The following is a 21,498-nucleotide window of genomic DNA, read 5'->3' on the forward strand; positions in this document are numbered from 1 at the left end:
TATAAATTTAAAAGTTTGTAAGCTATATTATTATAAAATAACAAGAAAATTTTATCGGTTTTAAATTGATAAAATTATTTAAGTATTTTCTTCAAAAAGTGGTTGCGCTTTGTTCAATAACGTTTTAAGTTAGGGTTATGTTAAGTGTTCACTTCAATAATTTTTTTATTTAAACGTAAAGAAATAAGCATGAACTTATCAGGGATGTGATTTTAGAATCACGTGCAAATCTATAGTCATTCAGGTTTGCCATACAGGATGAAAAAAACAAAAAGTTAATTTTTCACTTTACTCAAAGTCCATCAAAATTTTGGCATGTAGCGCGCTAGTCAAAATAGCCATACCGAAACAAGCCAAGGATTAATTCTGTCTCTGAGTAAAACGATTTCATGATTGAAACGTGAGAAATTAAATAGTTTGATCACAACGATCAGAATACAAATGGAGATTGATAATGAGCAGATACTTAAGAAATACTTGGTATCCATTAACTTGGTCAAGCAATGTTGAACGTAGCCTAAAACGTCATACTGTTATTGAAGAAGATATTGTTGTATACCGTAAAGTAAATGGTGACATTGCTGCACTTTCAGATGCATGCCCACATCGCCTTGCCCCCCTTTCAATTGGACGTTTAATTGGTGATTCAATCGAATGCGGTTACCATGGTATGACTTTTGATTGTTCTGGACAATGTGAAAAAATTCCGGGGCAACGCCGCATTCCTTCTAATCTTCAAGTTCGTAGCTATCCTGTCACCGAAAATATGGGCATGGTTTGGATCTGGATGGGGGATGAGGAAAAAGCCGATAAATCTAAAGTCTTTGACCTCAAAGAATTCCATGATCCTCAATACAGTTATGTACTAGGCGATGCATTGCATGTCGATGCAAATTATTTAAATTTAGCTGACAATTTATGTGATCCTTCTCACGTTGCTTTTGTTCACCAATCCACCTTATCCAATAAAGAACATGGCGAAGTGCCTGTTCATCATGAGCGTCTCGAAGATCGAGTGGTCACTTGGCGCTGGATTAATAATTCACCGCTTATTCCTGTTTTTAAGGGTCTCGTTGACTTTGGTGGAAATGTAGACCGCTGGCACTATTATCATTATTTTGCACCTTCGGTTGCCATGATTGACTTCGGTTCTGCACCGACCGGAACTGGTGCCGAACAAGGAAATCGTGATCACTGCATCCAAATGTTTGCGTGCCATTTTATCACTCCGATTGATGAACGCACCTGCATCCAGCATTGGCTTTGTGTCAAAAACATTCCTTCAGACCCAGAAAAAGATGCCAAACTTTTGGCAGGTTTACGGATGGCATTTGATGAAGATAAAGCGGTTTTGCAGGCGATTCAAAAAAATGAAGACAAACTTGTAGATTTCAAAAGAGTCCGTATTGCAATTGATGTTTCCACAGTCAAAATGCGACAAATGTTGCAAGAAATGATTGAGGAAGAACAACTTGAAAATATTCCTTTTACAGAAGTTGTTTAAAAACCAGAGTCAAAAAGTAGGTCTAAAATGAACGAGCTTTTAATTGGTTGTAATGGTCGCGGTGTTCAAGATTCAAATTTTGAACATCCGGTTTCCTTAAATGAACCGAGTATTAACGAACAATTTCGTTTGGTGAAAGAGGCACAATTTTTTAACTTTTTTGATCGTATGCCATTACCAGATCAAATGGATTTGTTCAAATCACTCATTGAGAAATATGATCTTCCTGTACATACCACCAGTTGGTTATATGAAGTGGGTACAGATGATGAACGCTTAAAACAAAATTTTGCCCTTTCAAATGAAATTGGTGCAACGACGCATAATATGATGGTGTATTCACATGATCAGCAGGGGAATAAAATTTCCAACCAGCAGGTCATCGATTATTATCTATTTGCCTATGATGAAGGCATGAAACAAGATGTCGAACCCAGCTTTGAATTGCATGTCAATATGTGGAGTGAAGATCCTCGTCGAATTACACCGGTCGCTCAAGCCGTAAAAGCTCGCGGTATCCCCTTCAATTTCACCCTAGATTATAGCCATGTGATTTTCAAAATCGGCAATCAGCAAGAACTTGCGGCTTCAGGTATTTTGGAGGATGTACAGCAAAGAAGAATCGTTTTAGATCCATTCGAACCAAACAATTTGGTAGATGAATGGATTGAACAAGATATTATTCGTTGGTTACAAGTTCGTTCCGTTGCCCCCAATGGTCCACGTAACATTTGGGCACCCCATGACCCATTTGAAACCAAAGCATTATTACCTAAGCGCCCTTCTTTTAAGGTACAACAAGGCGATCCTGGACGAGGGATCTTATACCCATTTACCAAACCGGAACCGGGTGAATGGCATTCTGAATGGTTTGCCCACTTAGTTGAACCGTGTAAAGAAGTAGTTCGAAAAGTCCTTAAAAACCATAAAGACAATGCAAACTCAAGACTGCGTTATATCACCACTGAAATGATCACCCTTCCAGATTATGGCTTAAATGCGAAGTTTTCATTAATTGGACAAAATGCAGAAATTGCCAAGTTCACACGCACGACATGGCAAAATCTACATTAAATAGAGATAAATAAAAGGAGCATAAGCTCTTTTTATTTTAACAATTGATTAATTACAGATTCTTGAATGTGTTGCAACCATTGACTACAGGCCTCTGATTGCATCATGTCAGTATCTAACCATTGCTTACAGGTATATTGATGCCCCACATAAAAGAACCCCATCGACATGATGGTTAACAATACAAATTCCGCTTTTACCTGTGGTTTAAAAATATTCTGATCTTTCCCCAATTGTAAAATCGTCTCTGTTTTTTCTAATAATTCCAAAGGAGCTTGTTTAATTTTATCTGATTTTGCAAAAAACTCGCCACACAGTAAATTTTCTGACATCACCAGTCGAATAAAATTAGGATGAGTTAAATAATAATTCCATAATTGCGCCACCATTTCTTTAATGGCCTGAAGTGGATTATCTTCGGTAAATTGAAAGTCTTTTTGTGCCAAGACAATTTCCTTATACATTTCTTCTAGAACAATTTGATAAAGCTCTTCTTTATTCCCAAAATGGTAGTACAACATCCGATCTGTCGTTTCAGCATTACTACTGATGCGGTCGATACGCGCACCTGTATAGCTATATCTACAAAACTCCTCTTTTGCAGAATCAAGAATCCGCTTTTTTAACTCTTCAGGATTTTTTTTTTAGCCTGCATTTTCTTTAAAGGCACATTAACCACTCTGTTATTCATTTCCTTTGACCTTAACATAAATACGTATTTCATCCTATCAACAAATCTACAGCAAAAAATGCAGTATAGATGGCCTTACAGGATAGGATGATGAATCAATAATTCACAACAATATATTGATTAGGCTTAAAATTTCAGACTGTGGCATGATCATAACGGATACAGCAACCTGACACAAACTGACTCGTTCCATCTAGATAAAACTCTTCTTTCCAAACTGGAACTTCGTGTTTTACCCGCTCAACTGCTTCTTCACACGCTGCAAAAGCTTCGCGACGGTGTTCCGCATAGGCAATTGCAATAATGGCTTTTTCACCGATATCCAAATAGCCTACCCGATGGATCACCCGCACATAATGTACTTGATATTTTTGCTGGATGTCTTGTTCAATTTGCCGAATCATTTTTTCAGCTACAGGTGCATAAGCTGTATATTTCAAAGCTTGAACTACCTTACCTTCATGATGATTACGCACGGTGCCAATAAAAATACCGATTCCACCACACTGGGGAAATTGTTGAATAGAAGCAAAACTCTCTACCGTCAGTGCAGTATCTTGAATTCTGGAAAATGTCATCTTTAGCCTCCAGCCACAGGTGACAGCAGAACCAAGGTACAATCCCAATCAAGCGTGTTCTGACGTGAAATAATATCCTCTCCTATAGCACAGGCACAAAGTGAAATGGCCGATTCTGCCTGGGGGTAATTTTTGATAATTTGAGTTAACACCTGTTCAATTTGAATTGGACTTTCCATTTTCAGATGAATCGCTTCGGCAGGTAAAAAACGTGTGACCCCGCCATAAGCCTCTACTTGAATATTAATTTCACTCATTTTAACCTCCTAACATATGCATACTAATTTTTCGAGGCTGTTTTTTTGCATAAATTGCTTCAAACCCAGATTCTTTATGCCAAATATACTGTTGAATTTTCTGTTGCAGCTGCTGTTTAAACTCAAGATTAAAGCTGGTCAATAAAACATCCAATTGAGGTTTTAAAGCCAAACCTTGAGTCGCAAATAAACAGTTATATAACTCACCTTGAGCGGTCATGCGAATACGATCGCAACTGCCACAAAATGCGTGACTAATGGTTGAAATAATCCCGATTTCATACTGTTCATCTAGCAAATATCGTCTTGCAGGTTCGCTTCCTTGAGTTTGTAAATGAAGTTGATATTGGGTCGCTAGAACGGTCAGTATGTCTTGCTCTGTGACCACATCCTGCTTTTGCCAATGTGCATCGCCATCTAAAGGCATAAATTCGATAAAGCGTAAGCTCATATTTTTGGCTTTTGCCCATGCCACAAGCGGTAAAATTTGGTCTTCATTTTGTCCTCGAATGAGAACCGTATTAATTTTAACAGCCAATCCGACCTGTCGTGCCTGTTCGATTCCGCTCAGGACTGGCGCTAAATCATTTTTGGTCAGTTGCTGAAACTGTCCAGCATCTAGCGTATCTAAACTAATATTGAGATCATCTAAACCCGCTTGCTTTAAGGCCAAGGCATATTTTTTTAAATAATGTCCATTACTGGTCATGGAAATTCGTTTTAAGCCTAAAGGCTTGAGCTGTTGTAATTGTTTAATAAAATGCATCACACCTTTGCGCATGAGAGGTTCGCCCCCGGTAATCCGGATGCTCTCAATACCGCTTTGCACCATTAATTCACAGAATTGATAAAGTGCTTCAAAACCGACCAAATTTTTCTTATTGATCCACTCTGGATGCTCTGGCATACAGTAGCTACATTTAAAGTTACAACGATCTGTCACAGAAATTCTTAACTTACGTTTTTCTCGGCCAAATTGATCAACCCAGAGCGAGGCTGTATTTTGCATTTTCATCATTCTCTATCTGCAAATTGAATAAATAGCGTAGGGCTATCTTTTCAATTCATTACTTTTACTTTACTGACTTTCCATGTCATATGGACAACGCGTTTTGATACTGGGTTAATTCGAGTTCCGAGTTGATACTGTGAAAATAAACTGTAGGTTGATTGACCTTGACGACGGTTGCATTCAGGGCATCAAAACATCTTTTTAAGCTCAGCTTTTTTTGACTGACATGCTCCTCGATCACCTTCACAGCCGTACGCTTGATTAAACAAAATGGATATAACCCGTGGTTATTGATTTCGACATAAGCCACCAGACTAGCAGAATTTTGTATCAATGCCTGATGTAAAGATTGATATATTAAAGTTGGAATAACCGTAATATCACATGGTACGAACAAAATATAATCTGCACTCACATACTTCCATGCTGTTTGCATTCCTATCAATGGCCCTTCAAAACCTGAATTCTCATCAGAGAAGCACTTTATATTGGGCTGAATTTTTTGATAGATTGCATGATCACGATGACTGTTTACCCAAACTTGTGTCACCTCAGCGTTAAAGGCTTGATAAATCTTAACCAGTTGTATCTGTGTATCAAATTGCTGTAATAATTTATTTTTTCCTTGCATCCGAAGGGCTTGACCACCAGCCAAAATCACCAATTCCGTTTCGGGTAACATAGTTTTCACCTCAACTTTCCTGCTGAATTTGAGTATATAAAGCAAAACGTTTTTCTCTGCAAAAACTTGCTAAGGTGAGTCCTGCCTGTTCAGCCAAATCAATCGCCAAGGTACTCGGTGCAGAAATAGTCGCCAACATTGCAATATTGAATTGAGCACATTTACGAATCAACTCATAGCTGGCACGACTGGTCATAAAAACAAAGCCTTCAGCCACCTGAATGTTCTGTATTGCAAGATAACCTAGTAATTTATCTAAAGCATTATGACGACCTACATCTTCAAAAATGGCCTTAATTTCCCCCTGCTCCACCCAAGCAGCCGCATGCGCAGCACCTGTTAAAGCGGTAAGCGGTTGATGACGATTTAAATTTTTAACGGCTGGTTCTATTTGATTCAACCAGTGTGGATTAAAGGCTGTAGCCACCTGAGGAAGTTGCTGTTCAAATTGTTGTAAACTTTCTATTCCACACAAGCCACAGCCACTTCTTCCCACCAATTGACGCCGTTGCAGCTTTAATTGCACAAAAGCACTAGAAGCAATCTTCATCTCAATAACAACGCCCAGTTCACTGTGCTGAACGTCAATCGCATATAAAGCATGCAGATTTGGAATAATCCCTTCGGATAAACTAAAGCCTTTGGCAAACTCCACCAAATCTGTCGGTGTTGCCATCATCACCACATGGGAAATACCGTTATACACCAAAGCGACTGGACACTCTTGGACCACAAAATCTTCAAGTGTTTTTTTAGATTCTTGTTGGATACGCGTGACTGTTCTTGGCTCATAACCCATTAAGCGCTCTTCAATAGCTTTTTTTGTCACCACATCCTCATTTAAACCAGTGGACGACAGGCCGCTTTGCAACATGGCTTAACTTTCCTCACACTGAACGGGCAAAGTTTCAGCCATATCTACCTGCTTTACAGGAATCAGAATCACCGGAACATTTTTAGATGCCGGAATTTTTGCCCTTTTGTCATGACTGCTCAAAGCCACCAATGGATTGGTTTCAGGATAATATGCGCCTAAACAGCCACGTGGAATGTCATACGGTACAATTCTAAATTGGTGAACCACCCGCTTTACACCATCCGAATAAATACTTTCAATATCGACATATTGTTCAGCAGCAAAACCGGCCTCGCAAATATCGGTCTCATTCATAAATAAAACCCGGCGTAACCCAAACACGCCACGATATCGATCATCCAAACCATATAAGGTGGTATTGTATTGGTCATGCGAGCGCATGGTCATGAGGGTATAAACTTTTTGGCTTTTATATTGTGCTGTAAAACGATGTTCATCGTCTGCATATACATCCTCTAATGAGCTCATCATAAATTCAGCTTTTTGACTTGGTGTGCGCCACTCATGCCGATTTGCTGGATGGGCCAAGTTAAAACCACCTGGCTGATAAACTTTCAAATTAAAATCATGAAAATCTTCAAAAACATCTGCAATTGCATTACGAATACGATCATAACTTTCAATATACCAGCGCCATTGAATCGTGCTGTTTGTCAAGACTTGCTCTGCTAGGCGCGCAACAATATCAGGCTCAGATAAGAGATGCTCGGAAGCAGGCTCATTTCTACCAGCCGATAAATGTACATTACTCATCGAGTCTTCTACGGAAATAGATTGTGGTCCGTGTTTCTGCAGGTCGACTTCTGTTCTCCCCAGACAAGGTAAAATTAAGGCATCTTGCCCACACACCAAATGACTGCGATTTAATTTAGTCGCGACATGCGCCGTTAGCTCGCATTGTCTTAAGGCAAAATGTGTATATAAAGTATCGGGGGTTGCTTCCGAAAAATTCCCCCCCATCGCAAAAAATACCCGAATCTGCTTTTCAGCCATTGCCTTGATCGTGTCTACCACACCTAAACCATGCTTTCTTGGCGTTTGCATTGAAAATACGCGATCTAAATTATCAAGTAACTTTTCAGAAGGATGCTCATTGATGCCCATGGTACGGTCACCTTGCACATTGCTGTGCCCTCGAACAGGACAAGCACCCGCACCTGGGCGACCAATATGCCCACGGCATAACAGCAAATTACTCAACATATGAATATTGGCAACGCCATGACGATGTTGCGTCATACCCATGCCCCAACAGAAAATAACCCGTTCCGCCTCACTAAACATGGTCGCCAGTTGCTTCAATTCTTGAGCTGACAATCCTGTTTGCTGATGAATATCAGCCCATGAAGTGCGCGCAACTTCTGCTAAGACTGTTTCGAAACCTATACTCTGTTTTTGAATAAAGTTCTGGTCAAAAAGAGAAGCTTGACCCTTTAATTTACGCTCACTCTCCCATTCGTATAAATGCTTCATCATGCCGACCAGAAGGGCATAATCTCCACCAATTTTTGGCTGAAAATAATTGCGACTAATTGGAGTACTACCATTGGTCAGCATTTCCAATTTATCCTGTGGATCTTGAAAACGCTGCAACCCTCGTTCTTTTAACGGATTGATCGAAATAATATTGGCGCCACGGCGTGATGCTGCTCGTAACGTGCTCAACATGCGTGGATGGTTGGTTCCCGGATTTTGACCAAAAATAAAAATTGCATCCGCCAATTCAAAATCGTCGAGTGAAACTGTACCTTTGCCTACTCCAATGGTATCCGTCAGACCATAACTGGTGGCTTCATGACACATGTTGGAACAGTCAGGAAAATTGTTGGTGCCAAAACTGCGAATAAACAGCTGATATAAAAACGCAGCTTCATTACTGGTACGACCAGAGGTATAAAAAGCTGCTTCATCTGGATGGTTCAAAGCATGTAATTTTTCTGCGATTAATTTAAATGCATTATCCCAACTGATTGGAACATAATGATCTGTCGCTGCGTCATAACGCATCGGCTCGGTCAAACGACCTTGTAACTCAAGAAAATAATCACTCTGTTGCGATAACCAAGTAACGCTGTGCTGAGCAAAAAAATCAGCATTGACCCGTTTACTGGTGGCTTCAAAAGCAATGGCTTTTGCACCATTTTCACAAAAATTAAAAGCGTGGCTGTTTTTCTGTTCAGGCCAAGCACAACCGGGACAATCAAAACCAGTTGGCTGATTGGCATTGAGTAAAGTAATCGCGCCTTTTTTAACAATTTCCTGCTTTTTTAAATTACGTGCAACACTTAATAATGCTCCCCAGCCTCCTGCAGCATGATGATACGGTTCAATTTTTCCAAAAGTTTTATTCTGAACCAGATTATCTATTTTGGTCGTATCTTGTTCCATATCAACATCCATTTAATATTTCAATACACTCGGTGTAGTAATCCTTAAATTACTATACAATCGATTCAGTTCACTATGCATATTTTAGTTTTACATGATTCAATCTATACATGATGTTCCCCTTATAAGCGATTCCGCTTTATTCAAGGAAAATCTGTATCTTTTCAGCCATGCTAACTAAAACTTTTATGCGGATCTATCACAAACTTCTTCGGTACGCCCAAATCAAACTCACTATAGCCACGCGGTGCATCCTTTAAACCAATGACCTCCACACCTACAATTCTGGCGATGTCTAAACGTCCCCACATAATGGCTTGCATTAATTGGCGATTATATTTCATTACAGGTGCTTGACCCGTATGGAAAGAGTGCGATTTAGCCCAACCCAAACCAAAACGGATACTTAAACTGCCATTTTTGGCAGCCTGATCCACCGCACCCGGATCTTCGGTCACATAAAGACCAGGAATACCAATTTGTCCCGCCACACGTGTCACTTGCATTAAAGAATTTAGAACAATTGCAGGTGCTTCTTCTTGCACACCGGCATGGCCATGTCCACGTGCTTCAAAACCCACGGCATCAATTGCACAATCCACTTCTGGCTCTTTTAAAATATCTGCAATCTGTTCATGCAAAGGCGTTTCTTTCGATAAGTCTACCACTTCAAAACCTTGAGCTTTGGCATGCGCAATACGTGCGGGATTAATATCCCCAACAATAACCACGGCTGCACCTAAAAGGCGTGCTGAGGCAGCGGCAGCCAGCCCGACTGGCCCTGCACCCGCAACATATACGGTACTACCCGGTTTTACGCCAGCGGTGACTGCACCGTGATATCCTGTGGGTAAAATATCTGACAAACAGGTTAAATCTCGAATTTTTTCCATCGCTCTGTCGCGTTCTGGTAATTTCAATAAATTGAAATCGGCATAAGGCACCATGACAAATTCAGATTGTCCACCGACCCAGTCGCCCATATCGACATAACCGTATGCCCCACCGGCACGAGCAGGATTAACAGTTAAACAGACGCCTGTATTTTGTTCTTTACAGGATCGGCAACGCCCACAAGCCACATTAAAAGGAACCGAAACCAAGTCACCGATTGCTAAATTTTGGACATCGCGACCTTTTTCAATCACTTCACCCGTAATTTCATGCCCTAAAACCAAACCCACTTGTGCCGTTGTACGACCACGTACCATATGCTGATCGGAACCACAAATATTGGTTGAAATGACCTTTAAGATCACCGCATGTTCTATTTTTTTACCTCGTGGATCATGCATTTTAGGATAGCCAATTTTCTGGATATCCACCTTCCCTGCACCGACATAAACCACACCTCTATTATCAAACATAACTACTCCTTAGTTTTTCGATTCAATCGATCCAGCAGGATCTTTTTTACATGCACTCTAATGATGACGCTCAGATCCTGTCTTTCATCACCCATTTAGATTTAAATTTCTAAACCAAAAAAATGGATGACAACTTAAACTTCAATAATTAATTTTTTAGTTTTTGCACGCGAACAACAGGGTAAAAATTGTGTATTTAAGGCTTTTTCTGCCTCTGATAAATACATATCCCGATGGTCTGGTTCACCCTGCACCACTTTGGTGACACAGGTTCCACAAATGCCCTGCTCACATGAAACGGGAATAAAAATATTATGGTCTTCCAAAACTTGAATGACCGTTAAGCCTTTAGGAACCACAAACTGCTGTCCTGTAGCATTAATTTCCACAATAAATTCTTCATCATTCCCCGTTTCAACATTCACCCCGACAAAATGTTCTTTGTGTATTTGCGTATCACTCCATTCGTATTTTTTTGCTGACTGAATAACGAAATCCATGAAACCATTTGGACCACATACATATAAATGTTTATTTTCATCGGGTTGATCCAACAAAAGGTTCATTTGTACTTTAGTGTCCGGATCATCATCCAAATGAAAATAAACATGGTTTTGAAATTTAGTTTCAAGCTCTTTTGCAAAAGCTAAAGCTTCATAATTTCTGGAAAAATAATGCAATTCAAAGTCAATATTTTTTGCTTTTAATTCATGCGCCATCGCATAAATGGGAGTAATCCCGATTCCACCTGCAAATAAAATTGCTTTTTGGGTTGCAGGTAAAATAGGAAATAAATTACGTGGTTCACTAATGGTAATGGTTTTTCCCACATGAAAACTTTCATGAATAAATTTTGAACCACCCCGTGAATTGCTATCATTTAATACGCCAATCACATAACGATCTGACTCAGTACTACAATTTGCGAGTGAATATTGACGAATTAAACCGTTGTCCAAATACAAATCAATATGTGAACCGGCTGTAAATTCAGGCAAGTTTGAACCATTTTTTGCAACCAACTCAAAACCCAAAATTTGTGCAGTTAATGGGATGACTTCTTTAATTAAAACTTCCATTTTTATCACTCCAAATAGTGCTCTTTACTATTTATTCCTCGATGCAGTTCAATTTTCCTTAATCAAGACTGCCATCGTATTACTGAGTTTTGACCGAAAAAACCAAGGTGTTTTTATCACCTGAGTTTGAGTCAGTTACATGCCTTCTAATTGCAAAGATTTGCCGTTTTCGACCACCATGATGTCATCCAATTTCACTGTGCAATTACGCAAAGGAATATCCATATGACACGGAGTTTTACGGCTACCACCGACTTCAGTATTTGGACCTGTTGAAAATAAAAAGTTTCCATCAAATGCACGTGCATCCATACACATACCATCATTTTTGTCATGCAAACCCATCGCTGTCCACTGCGCACGTGGCTGTAAGCCCCAACCGATATGTGAAATACCGTATGCTTCAGGGTCTTTAAAATACTTCATATAATCACGAAGATATTCAGCTTCAAAACCACCATGAATTTTAGTAATAAAGCCTTTGTTAATCTCCAACGTGACTTTTTCACGCACATACATTTTGAACGGTAAAAGAATATCGCCCACATCTAAAACCAGTGTTCCTTCTGCACTGTTTTCATTTGGCCATGTAAATAAGAAGCCACTTGGCCAATGGTCCCAACGGCCCGGTTCATCGGCAAAGCCATATTCTGTCACGGCTGGATATTGTCCTAATGGTGCATAAAAATCTGTACCTGCTGTCGAAGTCACATGCATCGATTTGGCTTTTTTCAGGAACTTTTCTGCGGCCATAACGCGCTGTTTATCTTCAAGCGTTGGCAACATACGTGCTAATACTTCTGGTGGTTCAACAGCCAAAATAATTCTTGTGCCAGTTTTTAAAATTTGTTCTTGTTCTGGCGAATGAAGCAACATCATCGTATCGATGATCAAATCGGCTGCTTCTAAAGCACGTTGTGCAGCCAAATTTCCAGTGAGTGCAGTATCTCCACAATAGGCTGTCATATCATTTCCCATCGCAATCGGATGATTAAATGAAGGCAACTCAAGAATAAAAACTTTTGCTTTTAAACGTAATGCAGCATCCATTGCCGCTTTCACTGTACGCTCATCTGAATAATGACTTTTTAGAATCGCGACCGTTTGTGTTTCATCTACTTTTGACAGTTTTAAAACTTGTTCGAAATTTTGAGTGAATTCACTGTTATTAATTGGCATTTCTCTTCCCTCTTGCCCGATCCAGCACCTATCTAACGCTTAGAATAATACTTAATTAAAAGTGTATACACTATAAATAAACCTATTTTACCTATTTATCAACTGTTTTTATTTATTTTATATATTCGATTATTTCATTTAATTTCATTATATTATTCAAATTTAAAAATCATAAATACAAAAACCAATAAAAGCGTATAAACTTAAATTGATGAAATTAAAACCATTCTTATTGCATATTAGGGAAGGATAAAATAAAAGATTTTTTGATTGCAATAGCGATGACGCTGTTGATGACACAGTTTTTAGATATAGCAAAACAATAATTTATTTCTGCAAAGTGATTCTTTTTATTTAAATATCTCAATGAAAATCAAAACTGATCTATTTCAGAGTAGCTTTCAAGTAGCAAATATCCTATTTGCTCCGCGGCCACGTGTCTAACCTAGTCTTAAAAATTTCTTTTAATCTAGAAACACGGCAAAATCTTGTACAGGAATACGCGGCGTATAATATTCATTAATAATATGCTGAGGATCAGCATAACCGAGTGCCATACCACAAATTAATTGTTCATCTGGTTCCGCCCCCAAAAGCGGTAAAATCACTTTATGATAATCATTCCAAGCCGCTTGTGGACAACTGTCAAAACCATAACCTTTTGCCACAAGCATAAAAGTTTGCATAAACATAGCAATTGCCATTTTTGCACTGGCATGCAAGTTTTCATGAGCCGTAAAAAAAATCCCCACAGGGGCGCCAAAAAATTCAAAATTTCTCAACAAATGCGCCTGCATTTTTTGTTTTTCATGTTTTTGAATATCAAGTAAATTATACAATCCCCAGCCATTGGCACGGCGCCGCGATAAATAGGGTTCGAACCATTGTTTAGGATAATATTGAAAAGCAGCTTCGTACCAGCCTTTCTGTTCAGGATTTTCACTAACTGCTATCACTGCCTGTTTAACAGCGTTCTGGATTTCAATTTTTTTATTCCCCTGTACCACATAAACTTTCCAAGGTTGAATATTTGTTCCAGAGGGTGAGCGTGAGGCAAGCTGCAACATCTCTTGAAGTTCATGTTGCGAAATAGCCTGATTGGTAAAAGCACGTATAGATTGGCGCGACTTAACAAGTGCTGAAATCATTTGTTTTGTAGCCATCATACAACCTCCCCCATCATCATAAATAGATCTATCTCGAGTCAGTCACACGCTCAATGTCATGTGACGAACTCAAAATAAGCTTAGTTATTTAATATATAGTCAATAAATTCTTGCTTCAACACCACATCACCATATTTACTATCAATATCAAATAAATTGGCTTCGTGAGGTGCCTGATGACGATCGCCTACACATTCACGAATCACAATTGTTCTAAAACCATGTTGTACAGCATCCACCGCCGATGCCCGAATACAACCACTGGTTGAACAACCCACCAACACCACGGTATCCACTTGTTCAGCCGCTAAAATAGACGCTAAAGTTGTACCAAAAAATGCACTGGCATAGTTCTTGGTTAGCACTAGCTCTGTGGCTAAGGGCTTCACTTCATCACAAAACTCAGCAGCAGGATTGCCCTCCACCATGGCACGCATCACTGGAGATTTTCGTACCCACATTCCACCATCTTTTTGATCGGCTAAATGATAGCGAATGTTGGTATGAATCACCAAAACATCATGTTGACGTGCTAGCTCCAAAATTTCAGTGGTGTTATTCACAGCATCAATAACATCTGGTGCATATAAAGGCTGCCCTTCGGTGATATAGCCTTTCATAAAATCAATCAGAATTAATGCAGGCTTTTTTCCAAAGCCAATGCGATTACCCCACACCCCTTTATAATTATCTACAGCAGATGATTCCTGTGACATTCGTTCCACCTTCTCAATCAGCTTAATACGCGCCAGACAGTAATGCACCTGCGCCCGGCACAATTGGCTCTAAGTCAAGTGCTTTTAACATGCTATAAGTAGTTGCAATCGAAGCTGAAATCACAGGCTTTCCTGTCAAGGCTTCTACTTTAGGAACAGCAGGCAACGATCGCATTTGTACACAAGCCGACAACACCACCACATCTGCATCTTGATAATTTAACTTACTGACAATGTCAGGCAAATTCGCTGGATCGTGTGCTGCAACTTGAATATTATCGGCAATTTCTAAAGCAATATAATCAATCACTTCAAAACCTTCGTTACGAATATAATCCACGACAAGCTCAGTCAGTGGTTTCATATAAGGTGTCACCACAGTGACTTTTTTTGCACCCATGACTTTTAACGCATCAACAAGCGCGCCAGCACTGGTCACGACTTGTGCCGCAGCATCATTATCTACAGTGACTTGCGTTAAACGTTTTTCGGACTCACGGTGATACCCCAAGCCCATTGACATAATCGCCACCAAACAGGCATAACCCAATACATCCACACGCGCATCTGACAACTCTAAAGCACAGCGATCAGACTGCGTATCCATTGCAGCCAGTTCTTCTTTTTTGACATGTTTCATTCTCATACGACTAGAGTGAAACGTAAATCGTTCAGGGCGAATTAATTGACGTGCCTGAAGCATCGCTGGAATTTCGGTTTCCATGGTTGTATTTGAACTTGGAACAATCTGACCAATTTTATAAACTTTATCCATAATCCTTTTCCTTAATTGAATTTTTGACCTAAATACTCGCCCAAAACAGTAAAGAAGCCTTCAAAGTCATCCCACGGGATCATATGGCCTGCCTGAGGTACATGTTTAACGTCAATATTTTGATTTAACTGCTGAATTTCCTGTTCATCTTCAAGCAAAATTACTCCACCTTTGCCTGCCACCATTAAAAGTGTGGGCACTTGAATGTGCGGAATATACTGATGAATGTCATAACTATGAAACTCATCAAATGCTTGTGTAATTGCAGGTAAATAACAGGTATGCAACCATTCAGCACGAAGTTGTAATTGTTCTTCTGACCAAGTCGGACAAAACACTTTCATGTCTTCACTGCTCATTCCCTGAATAGCTTGTTGAATTGAATCAACATACCAAGGTAATTTGCTTGGATAAGCACGTCTCTTGGGTCCAGATACTGGAGGGTCTATCAGGAATAATTGCTTAAGACCTTGACTCGAAAGCGCATTGGCGCGAATTGCAAAACGCGCGCCCATAGAGTGTCCCATCACTGAGTATTCTGTAAGACCAAGTTGCTGTACAAAGCTCACAATATCCTGCGCGCATACATCTGTTCCGTAATCGTGTTCAGGTCCTGACGATGAAAGACCGCGACCACGCACATCCAAGACATAGGTATCAAAATGCTGAGCCAAACGTTCAGCTACAAATTCCCATGTAATGGCTGGACTGGTAATACCTGGGATTAAGATAAGCGGATGCCCCTTACCGCCATAACGTAAATAATGAATTCGAACTCCATTCACATTTACGTTTTGCCCATACAGGAAAGCTGCATTCATGCGACTTCTCCAGCCAATTGAACAATTGGTGTCGTTAAAGCATCATAGGCATATACCCAAGATGGATCTTCAGGTTGTTTCAAGAAGGTATTGGCATTCGAAACTGCCTGCACTTGAGTGGCACGGTCTTTACGATTTAATTCATACAATTTAAAAGCTGTCGTATAATCATCCAAACCGGTCTGCAACAGGCAACGTGTCAACATTGCAGCATCTTCAATCGCCATGCCTGCACCTTGCGCCATATGCGGTTTCATCGGATGACATGCATCACCCAGTAGAACAAAACGACCTTCACTCCATACCGGTAATGGATTACGGTTATTCAGCGGCCAAATAGTAATATTTTCACTGGCTTCAATCATCGCTTGAATACAAGGATGGAATCCTTGAAAAGCTTCATACATCGCTTCATGACTACTTTCTAAAAAAGAACGTCCTTGTGTATCTAATGGGGGATGCGGCACACCCGTTACATAATAATATTCATCCCGTTCTTTAGTAGTGTAATACGCCATCATGTGACGATCTTGATGCCACCATTTCACACAATCATCTAAATCATATTCAGCTTGTAGTTTCTTAAGCTTGTCACCTTTAATGAGCGCGCGATGCCCTACCCAACCACTATATAAAGGTGCTTCTTCACCTAACAATAACTCACGAATTTTTGAGTTAATGCCATCAGCCCCAATGACAATGTCAACCGTTGCAGCTGTTCCATCAGCGAATGTTAATTCAACTCGGTCGTTATGTTGAACAGCACTCTCTAATTTTTTCCCATAATGCAGCTTGCTTTGGTCCAGGCTTGAAACTTGCAGTGCATGCATATCCCCACGATGCACAGTAATGTAAGTTGCGCCATAACCCCGGACATTGGCTTGCGCAATAATTTCACCGGTACTGCCATCACGACTGGTCCAGGCATCTGGATCACAACCGAGATCTTCCAATGCTTGTTCCAAGCCCATTTCTCTGAAAATTTTAACAATATTTGGCCCTACATGGATCCCTGCTCCAATACGTGAAAACTCTGGAGCTTGCTCATAAACATCAACATCGAAGCCTGCACGTTGCAATAGTCGGCCTGCTGCTGCACCGCCTAAACCTGCACCAATAATCGCAATTTTTTTTGATTCATTCATTTTCCATTCCTTGTTTTATAGCGCCTCACTTAGCTGTATATAGATATACGATATTTTAAAATTAAAGTCTATACACTTTAATTATTTTTATTCAAAATGCCTTATTTAATTATCAAAATATTGATTTAAATAAAATTTTAATTATTATAAGAAATATAAAAAAATATAATAAAAGTGTAGACACTTATAAATAATTTTATTTGGGTGTCGAAGCACTCGATTTTCCATTTATATTAAACGCTGTTAAACAGGCTAAAGCGGTGCCAACCTTAGCAACAACCTATTTTTTGAATAGATCCTCACTTTCCGATTGTGATGCAAGCCTAAATAAGCAATCACTCTTCAATTCGAGAATTTAAACTGGAAAGAGAGAACTCCTCAAAAGCAAATTTGATGAAGATATTTTGTAAGATTCCAGCGTGAAAAACGGTTTCTTGCAGATAAATTTAAGTTGAAGCGGAATAGTGGTTTGATTCATCTGGATTGCTCATAAACAAGGATGAAATCAGGATTTATCTATAGAGTCTTATTTAAAGTAAAAATATGGATCAAAACAGGCAGCTAAACAATCAAAAAAAGACTCAATATTTTTATACTGAGTCTTTTTTTACACTAGGCTATAAAGATTAAAATCAACTAAGCGGCTTTTTCTCCAAAAATCAAGCCTACTGTTTGCTGAGTGGTTCTTATATCCGCAAATAATGCTGCAAGTGAATTAATAGAAGTATTATGTTCATAATCACTCAGCGCCGCATTTGCATCGCAGATAAAAATAACTCGAAAACCCAACTGTTGTGCATCACGTGCAGTGGCCTCACAACAACAATTCGTTAAAGTTCCAGATATTAAAACAGTATCTATACCTTTTTCTTTAAGAATCTCTAATGCATTCGAAGACCCTTGGGTAAAAGGACTAAATCTTGTTTTATCAACGATTAGATCGTGCGCTTGAATATCCAGTTCTGCGTACAAGTTATGCAGGTGACTGTCTTTAGAAAATGCTTCAACTTGTGCTTTAGAAAAATTTTCAGCTTGAAAATTTTCAAAGTAAACCGACCATTCACTTGCAGTGGTGGTGGTAAATCTTAAAAAAATATTTAGCCCGCCATTTTCTCTTAGTGCATGAGTAATGGCATTAATATTTTTAACCACACTTCGTGCTGTTGGCACTTCCAGCAAAGTTCCTTCCAACATAAAACCATTTTGCATATCCACAATCAAATGTGCTGTTTTGCTCGGATTAATTTCATTAAAAGCAAACTCCCGACCACCTTTCAACTTGGTGTATCTAGCACGTATTTCAGGGGCAATCATTGTATTATGCATATTTAACTCTCCATATTTATGCTTTTACTTTATTGATGAGCAATCGTTTGTCATCTTGATCAATAAAATAAGTCCGTCCCTTTGTAATATAGGCCAGAGTAACATGAACTACAAATGCTACAACAAAGCCAACATAAGCGGACATCCCACTGATTACAGGATTATCATTGAGAACCCAGATCAAGGAAGCCGTTACTGTTCCAGTGAGCAACGCACACACGCCTACCGGATTAATACGACGGATTTTATCTGTACGAAACTCTAACGGCCCAGTCACAATTTTGAGTAATCCACGCACAATCACAATATCAGCAACTACGCAGGCCAACCATGAAAGTAAGAAAATACCGGTCCATTCTAAGAATGTGTAAAGATTTCCTAGAACATCAAGCCACATTAAAGTAATGGTCATCATTGTAACGGCAACAATCCAAAATCTACGGCCTAAAATCTTGGCTCCTAAGGCCTCCGAACCTGAAGCATAGGCCACCGAGCTGACATGAATATTGGTCAAGTTGACGCGAATTTGAGAAACCCATGCCAATGCAACCCCCGGAATTAACCCAATTAAGCCGATGAAATAAATAGATGGATCGATACTTTTGGTAATTAAAGAAAAATAAATACCTAACGGAATTGCACCAAAAAACAATAAAGCATAGGGTAAAACGACACTGATAAATGCTTTGCGCTTAAACTCACTGGAACGGACAAAACGATTATAGTCAGAGGCTTCAAATGGGTTAATTCCAATGGTTCCAGCCAAAGCCGAGAGTACAACAATGACCCCTATTACACCACCCACTGCACCTTCAGGCATCGCAGAGAACATTCCTGCTGGCATCCCACCATTGTGTTGATAACCTGAAATAATGGCCCAAATCAGTAAAATGACATAAACCGGCACGGTCCAAGTCAAAATTTTAGTCATTGAGCTAATCCCATTCCAAGCCATCGGCACAAACATAGTCGCTACAACGATATACCAAACCTGATTGGGTAAGTCCCAAATTTGATCAATAGAACGAGCCAGGATCTGTCCTTCTGCACCGGCATAAATAACAAATGTGCCTGCATAAATTAAAGTGGTAAATACAGAACCGACAGAGCCAAAACCGCAACTACGGGTAATTAATTCAGCGGTTAAGCCTTCTCTTGATGCTACCCGTGCAACAATTAAATTTAAAACAGTCAGTAAAGTAAAAGAAATCGCCAAAGCAATCCAAGTCGATAAAGCCCCACTTTTATTTAAAAACAGCCCTCCGACTAAAACAAAGAAGAAAGCCGTTACAAAACCCACTAACACACTTAGAATAGCGCCCGCTCCACGCTTGGCGTGATCAGGCACTCGAGATCGTGCATAATCATCATGCTCCATTTCGGGAGTCTCATCCAATGCAATGCGATTTTTTAGGTCCGTCCCTTCATCGGACTCGACATCATACTTTAATTTTAAATTATTTCTATTAATAGTCATATGCTTACCTTAATTTATTAGAATTTAAATTGCGAAATCAGCATTGGTACATTTCCTTTTGACCCATGAGTTGCATCTAGCTGTTCATCATTTCCGTACATATTTCGCCAATATTCATAAGCAGGCCCTATTTTGATATTGGTATCCCCAATATCAAATAAGTAGCTCACCCGGAATAGCGTTTCAGTTTTTGTTTTATTACCAAATCCATCATTTCCTTTTGGACCGATCATATTAATAAATCCGCCAAAACTCCCAGGGCCATACGGTACATTCCATGCACTCAAAACTGCCCAAGTGGTATCAAATTCAACTTTTTTCCCTATAATACCGTTATGATTATTCTCTTTATAAGCTGCAATACCTACATTCCAGAACCCAGTTTTTATAGGTACGGGCATAGTCAAACCTAGATAATATTTTCTAGGTCTAGAGGCAAAAGTGGTATTTTTTGAACCATAATCGACACGACCAAAAACAGCCAACGAATTTAAGGTATTATCCTCAGATTTCAGCTGAGGGATTGATGAAAGTAGGAACGTTCTTTGATAAAAGCCATAAATTTCTTGAGCAGCATCATCACTATTTGCCGCTAAATCTTTTTTATCTGAAATCAAATTATCAACTGTAAAAAAGTTCGTTCCATATTTATCTCCACTGGCATGCGTGAAATTAAAAATGGTTTTGGTAATATCCTTACCAACACCGGCTTCAGAAAACTTTGTTCCATAACGAACCGAGATTGAATTGTCATTCCAAGTGCTTGCAATACCAGAAGCAGGTATCATCAGCGTGCTTCCAAGCAAAATAAAAATTCCACTTAATTTCATAAATTTCTCACTTTTAAATGTTAAAAAACATAGTTCCTTGTGAAATAAATTTAAATTGAATTAATAACTTATTTTTAAAAAATAAGAATCCATCCAATTTTTCTAAAAATATTTTCCCCACTAAAATAACCATTTGATTCAAGCAACAAGGCCGCCCCTCATTCAATTCAGGACTGGGTTAAGCCCAAATTTCTTGCCTGATCTATATTTGCAAATGCCAATTTCAGCTTTACCTCACTGAGCAATTAAAACTGGAAATTTTGAACTAGGATTTTCTTCTTAATTACCCCAGCTTTCCTATGCAGTTCTTTACTCTTCTTTGTTCTAAGCCTCACGGCTACGTTGCAGTTTTGAATCAATATTAACCACTCAAACTATAAGGTACACACTTAATTATAAAAAAACAAATGTTATATTAAAAATATTTAATAAATTTATTAATTAATATTTTTCAATATCTTAATTTAAAAAAATCGTTCATTTTCAAGTATAGAAAATACTTTGAATTTATATTTTTTTAAGTTTATACACTTATATAGTTCATTTTCTTAAAA

At 39.1% G+C, this 21,498-nt stretch carries 19 protein-coding genes and 1 pseudogene; 2 read left to right on the plus strand and 18 right to left on the minus strand.

The window, feature by feature from the left end:
* Positions 1-454: 454 nt before the first annotated feature.
* Together E0H89_RS15845 and E0H89_RS15850 are read left to right on the plus strand one after the other, a co-directional pair.
* The gene (locus E0H89_RS15845) at positions 455-1,504 is read left to right on the plus strand and encodes an aromatic ring-hydroxylating dioxygenase subunit alpha (RefSeq protein WP_131218410.1); all 1,050 of its coding nucleotides are present in this window, start codon (positions 455-457) and stop codon (positions 1,502-1,504) included.
* Positions 1,505-1,531: 27 nt separating this feature from the next.
* Positions 1,532-2,578 carry a xylose isomerase gene (locus tag E0H89_RS15850; protein ID WP_131218412.1) on the plus strand — a complete coding sequence of 349 codons (1,047 nt, stop codon included), beginning with the start codon at positions 1,532-1,534 and terminating at the stop codon, positions 2,576-2,578.
* Between the two features lie 32 nt (positions 2,579-2,610).
* Here the strand turns inward: E0H89_RS15850 and E0H89_RS15855 are convergent, their stop codons facing one another.
* The 18 genes and pseudogenes from E0H89_RS15855 to E0H89_RS15940 all read right to left on the minus strand — a co-directional run bounded on the left by E0H89_RS15855 (position 2,611) and on the right by E0H89_RS15940 (position 20,944).
* The gene (locus tag E0H89_RS15855) at positions 2,611-3,192 is read right to left on the minus strand and encodes a TetR/AcrR family transcriptional regulator (RefSeq protein WP_131218414.1); all 582 of its coding nucleotides are present in this window, start codon (positions 3,190-3,192) and stop codon (positions 2,611-2,613) included.
* Between the two features lie 211 nt (positions 3,193-3,403).
* Positions 3,404-3,847, minus strand: a complete 444-nt coding sequence (locus E0H89_RS15860) for a molybdenum cofactor biosynthesis protein MoaE (RefSeq protein ID WP_131218415.1) — start codon at positions 3,845-3,847, stop codon at positions 3,404-3,406.
* A 2-nt stretch (positions 3,848-3,849) separates the two neighbouring features.
* Positions 3,850-4,104, minus strand: a complete 255-nt coding sequence (locus E0H89_RS15865; protein ID WP_131218417.1) for a MoaD/ThiS family protein — start codon at positions 4,102-4,104, stop codon at positions 3,850-3,852.
* Between the two features lies 1 nt (position 4,105).
* Positions 4,106-5,122: a GTP 3',8-cyclase MoaA gene (gene moaA, locus E0H89_RS15870; protein ID WP_250697892.1), complete on the minus strand. Its 1,017-nt coding sequence runs from the start codon at positions 5,120-5,122 to the stop codon at positions 4,106-4,108.
* Positions 5,123-5,198: 76 nt separating this feature from the next.
* Positions 5,199-5,798 carry a molybdenum cofactor guanylyltransferase gene (mobA, locus tag E0H89_RS15875; RefSeq protein ID WP_131218444.1) on the minus strand — a complete coding sequence of 200 codons (600 nt, stop codon included), beginning with the start codon at positions 5,796-5,798 and terminating at the stop codon, positions 5,199-5,201.
* 10 nt (positions 5,799-5,808) lie between these two features.
* The gene (fdhD, locus tag E0H89_RS15880) at positions 5,809-6,612 is read right to left on the minus strand and encodes a formate dehydrogenase accessory sulfurtransferase FdhD (protein WP_447054481.1); all 804 of its coding nucleotides are present in this window, start codon (positions 6,610-6,612) and stop codon (positions 5,809-5,811) included.
* Between the two features lie 117 nt (positions 6,613-6,729).
* Positions 6,730-9,075 (minus strand): annotated as a pseudogene (locus E0H89_RS15885) (FdhF/YdeP family oxidoreductase); the annotation flags it as partial.
* Positions 9,076-9,236: 161 nt separating this feature from the next.
* Positions 9,237-10,430: a formaldehyde dehydrogenase, glutathione-independent gene (fdhA, locus tag E0H89_RS15890; RefSeq protein WP_131218421.1), complete on the minus strand. Its 1,194-nt coding sequence runs from the start codon at positions 10,428-10,430 to the stop codon at positions 9,237-9,239.
* Positions 10,431-10,564: 134 nt separating this feature from the next.
* Positions 10,565-11,509, minus strand: coding sequence for a PDR/VanB family oxidoreductase (locus tag E0H89_RS15895; protein ID WP_131218423.1), 945 nt, complete (start codon positions 11,507-11,509; stop codon positions 10,565-10,567).
* Between the two features lie 135 nt (positions 11,510-11,644).
* Entirely contained in the window at positions 11,645-12,688 is a 1,044-nt protein-coding gene (locus E0H89_RS15900; protein WP_131218425.1) for a 2,5-dihydroxypyridine 5,6-dioxygenase, read from the minus strand.
* A 464-nt stretch (positions 12,689-13,152) separates the two neighbouring features.
* Complete coding sequence (locus E0H89_RS15905) at positions 13,153-13,851, minus strand: nitroreductase (protein ID WP_205755869.1); 699 nt, start codon at positions 13,849-13,851, stop codon at positions 13,153-13,155.
* An 83-nt stretch (positions 13,852-13,934) separates the two neighbouring features.
* Positions 13,935-14,570 (minus strand): N-carbamoylsarcosine amidohydrolase, encoded by a 636-nt coding sequence (locus E0H89_RS15910; protein ID WP_131218428.1) that lies wholly within the window; start codon positions 14,568-14,570, stop codon positions 13,935-13,937.
* Positions 14,571-14,592: 22 nt separating this feature from the next.
* Positions 14,593-15,345: a maleate cis-trans isomerase family protein gene (locus E0H89_RS15915; RefSeq protein WP_131218430.1), complete on the minus strand. Its 753-nt coding sequence runs from the start codon at positions 15,343-15,345 to the stop codon at positions 14,593-14,595.
* A gap of 11 nt (positions 15,346-15,356) precedes the next feature.
* Positions 15,357-16,166: an alpha/beta fold hydrolase gene (locus E0H89_RS15920; protein WP_131218432.1), complete on the minus strand. Its 810-nt coding sequence runs from the start codon at positions 16,164-16,166 to the stop codon at positions 15,357-15,359.
* The gene (locus E0H89_RS15925) at positions 16,163-17,311 is read right to left on the minus strand and encodes an FAD-dependent oxidoreductase (protein WP_131218434.1); all 1,149 of its coding nucleotides are present in this window, start codon (positions 17,309-17,311) and stop codon (positions 16,163-16,165) included. The genes E0H89_RS15920 and E0H89_RS15925 overlap by 4 nt, the downstream gene beginning before the upstream one ends.
* A 636-nt stretch (positions 17,312-17,947) precedes the next feature.
* On the minus strand, positions 17,948-18,637 hold the full coding sequence (locus E0H89_RS15930; protein ID WP_131218436.1) for a cysteine hydrolase family protein: 690 nt from the start codon (positions 18,635-18,637) through the stop codon (positions 17,948-17,950).
* A gap of 16 nt (positions 18,638-18,653) precedes the next feature.
* Positions 18,654-20,114, minus strand: a complete 1,461-nt coding sequence (locus E0H89_RS15935; RefSeq protein ID WP_131218438.1) for a purine-cytosine permease family protein — start codon at positions 20,112-20,114, stop codon at positions 18,654-18,656.
* A gap of 17 nt (positions 20,115-20,131) precedes the next feature.
* Positions 20,132-20,944 carry a hypothetical protein gene (locus E0H89_RS15940; protein ID WP_131218440.1) on the minus strand — a complete coding sequence of 271 codons (813 nt, stop codon included), beginning with the start codon at positions 20,942-20,944 and terminating at the stop codon, positions 20,132-20,134.
* Between the last annotated feature and the right edge of the window lie 554 nt (positions 20,945-21,498).

Origin of the sequence: Acinetobacter sp. ANC 3781 (assembly GCF_004331285.1) — a bacterium.
Classification (GTDB): Bacteria; Pseudomonadota; Gammaproteobacteria; order Pseudomonadales; family Moraxellaceae; genus Acinetobacter.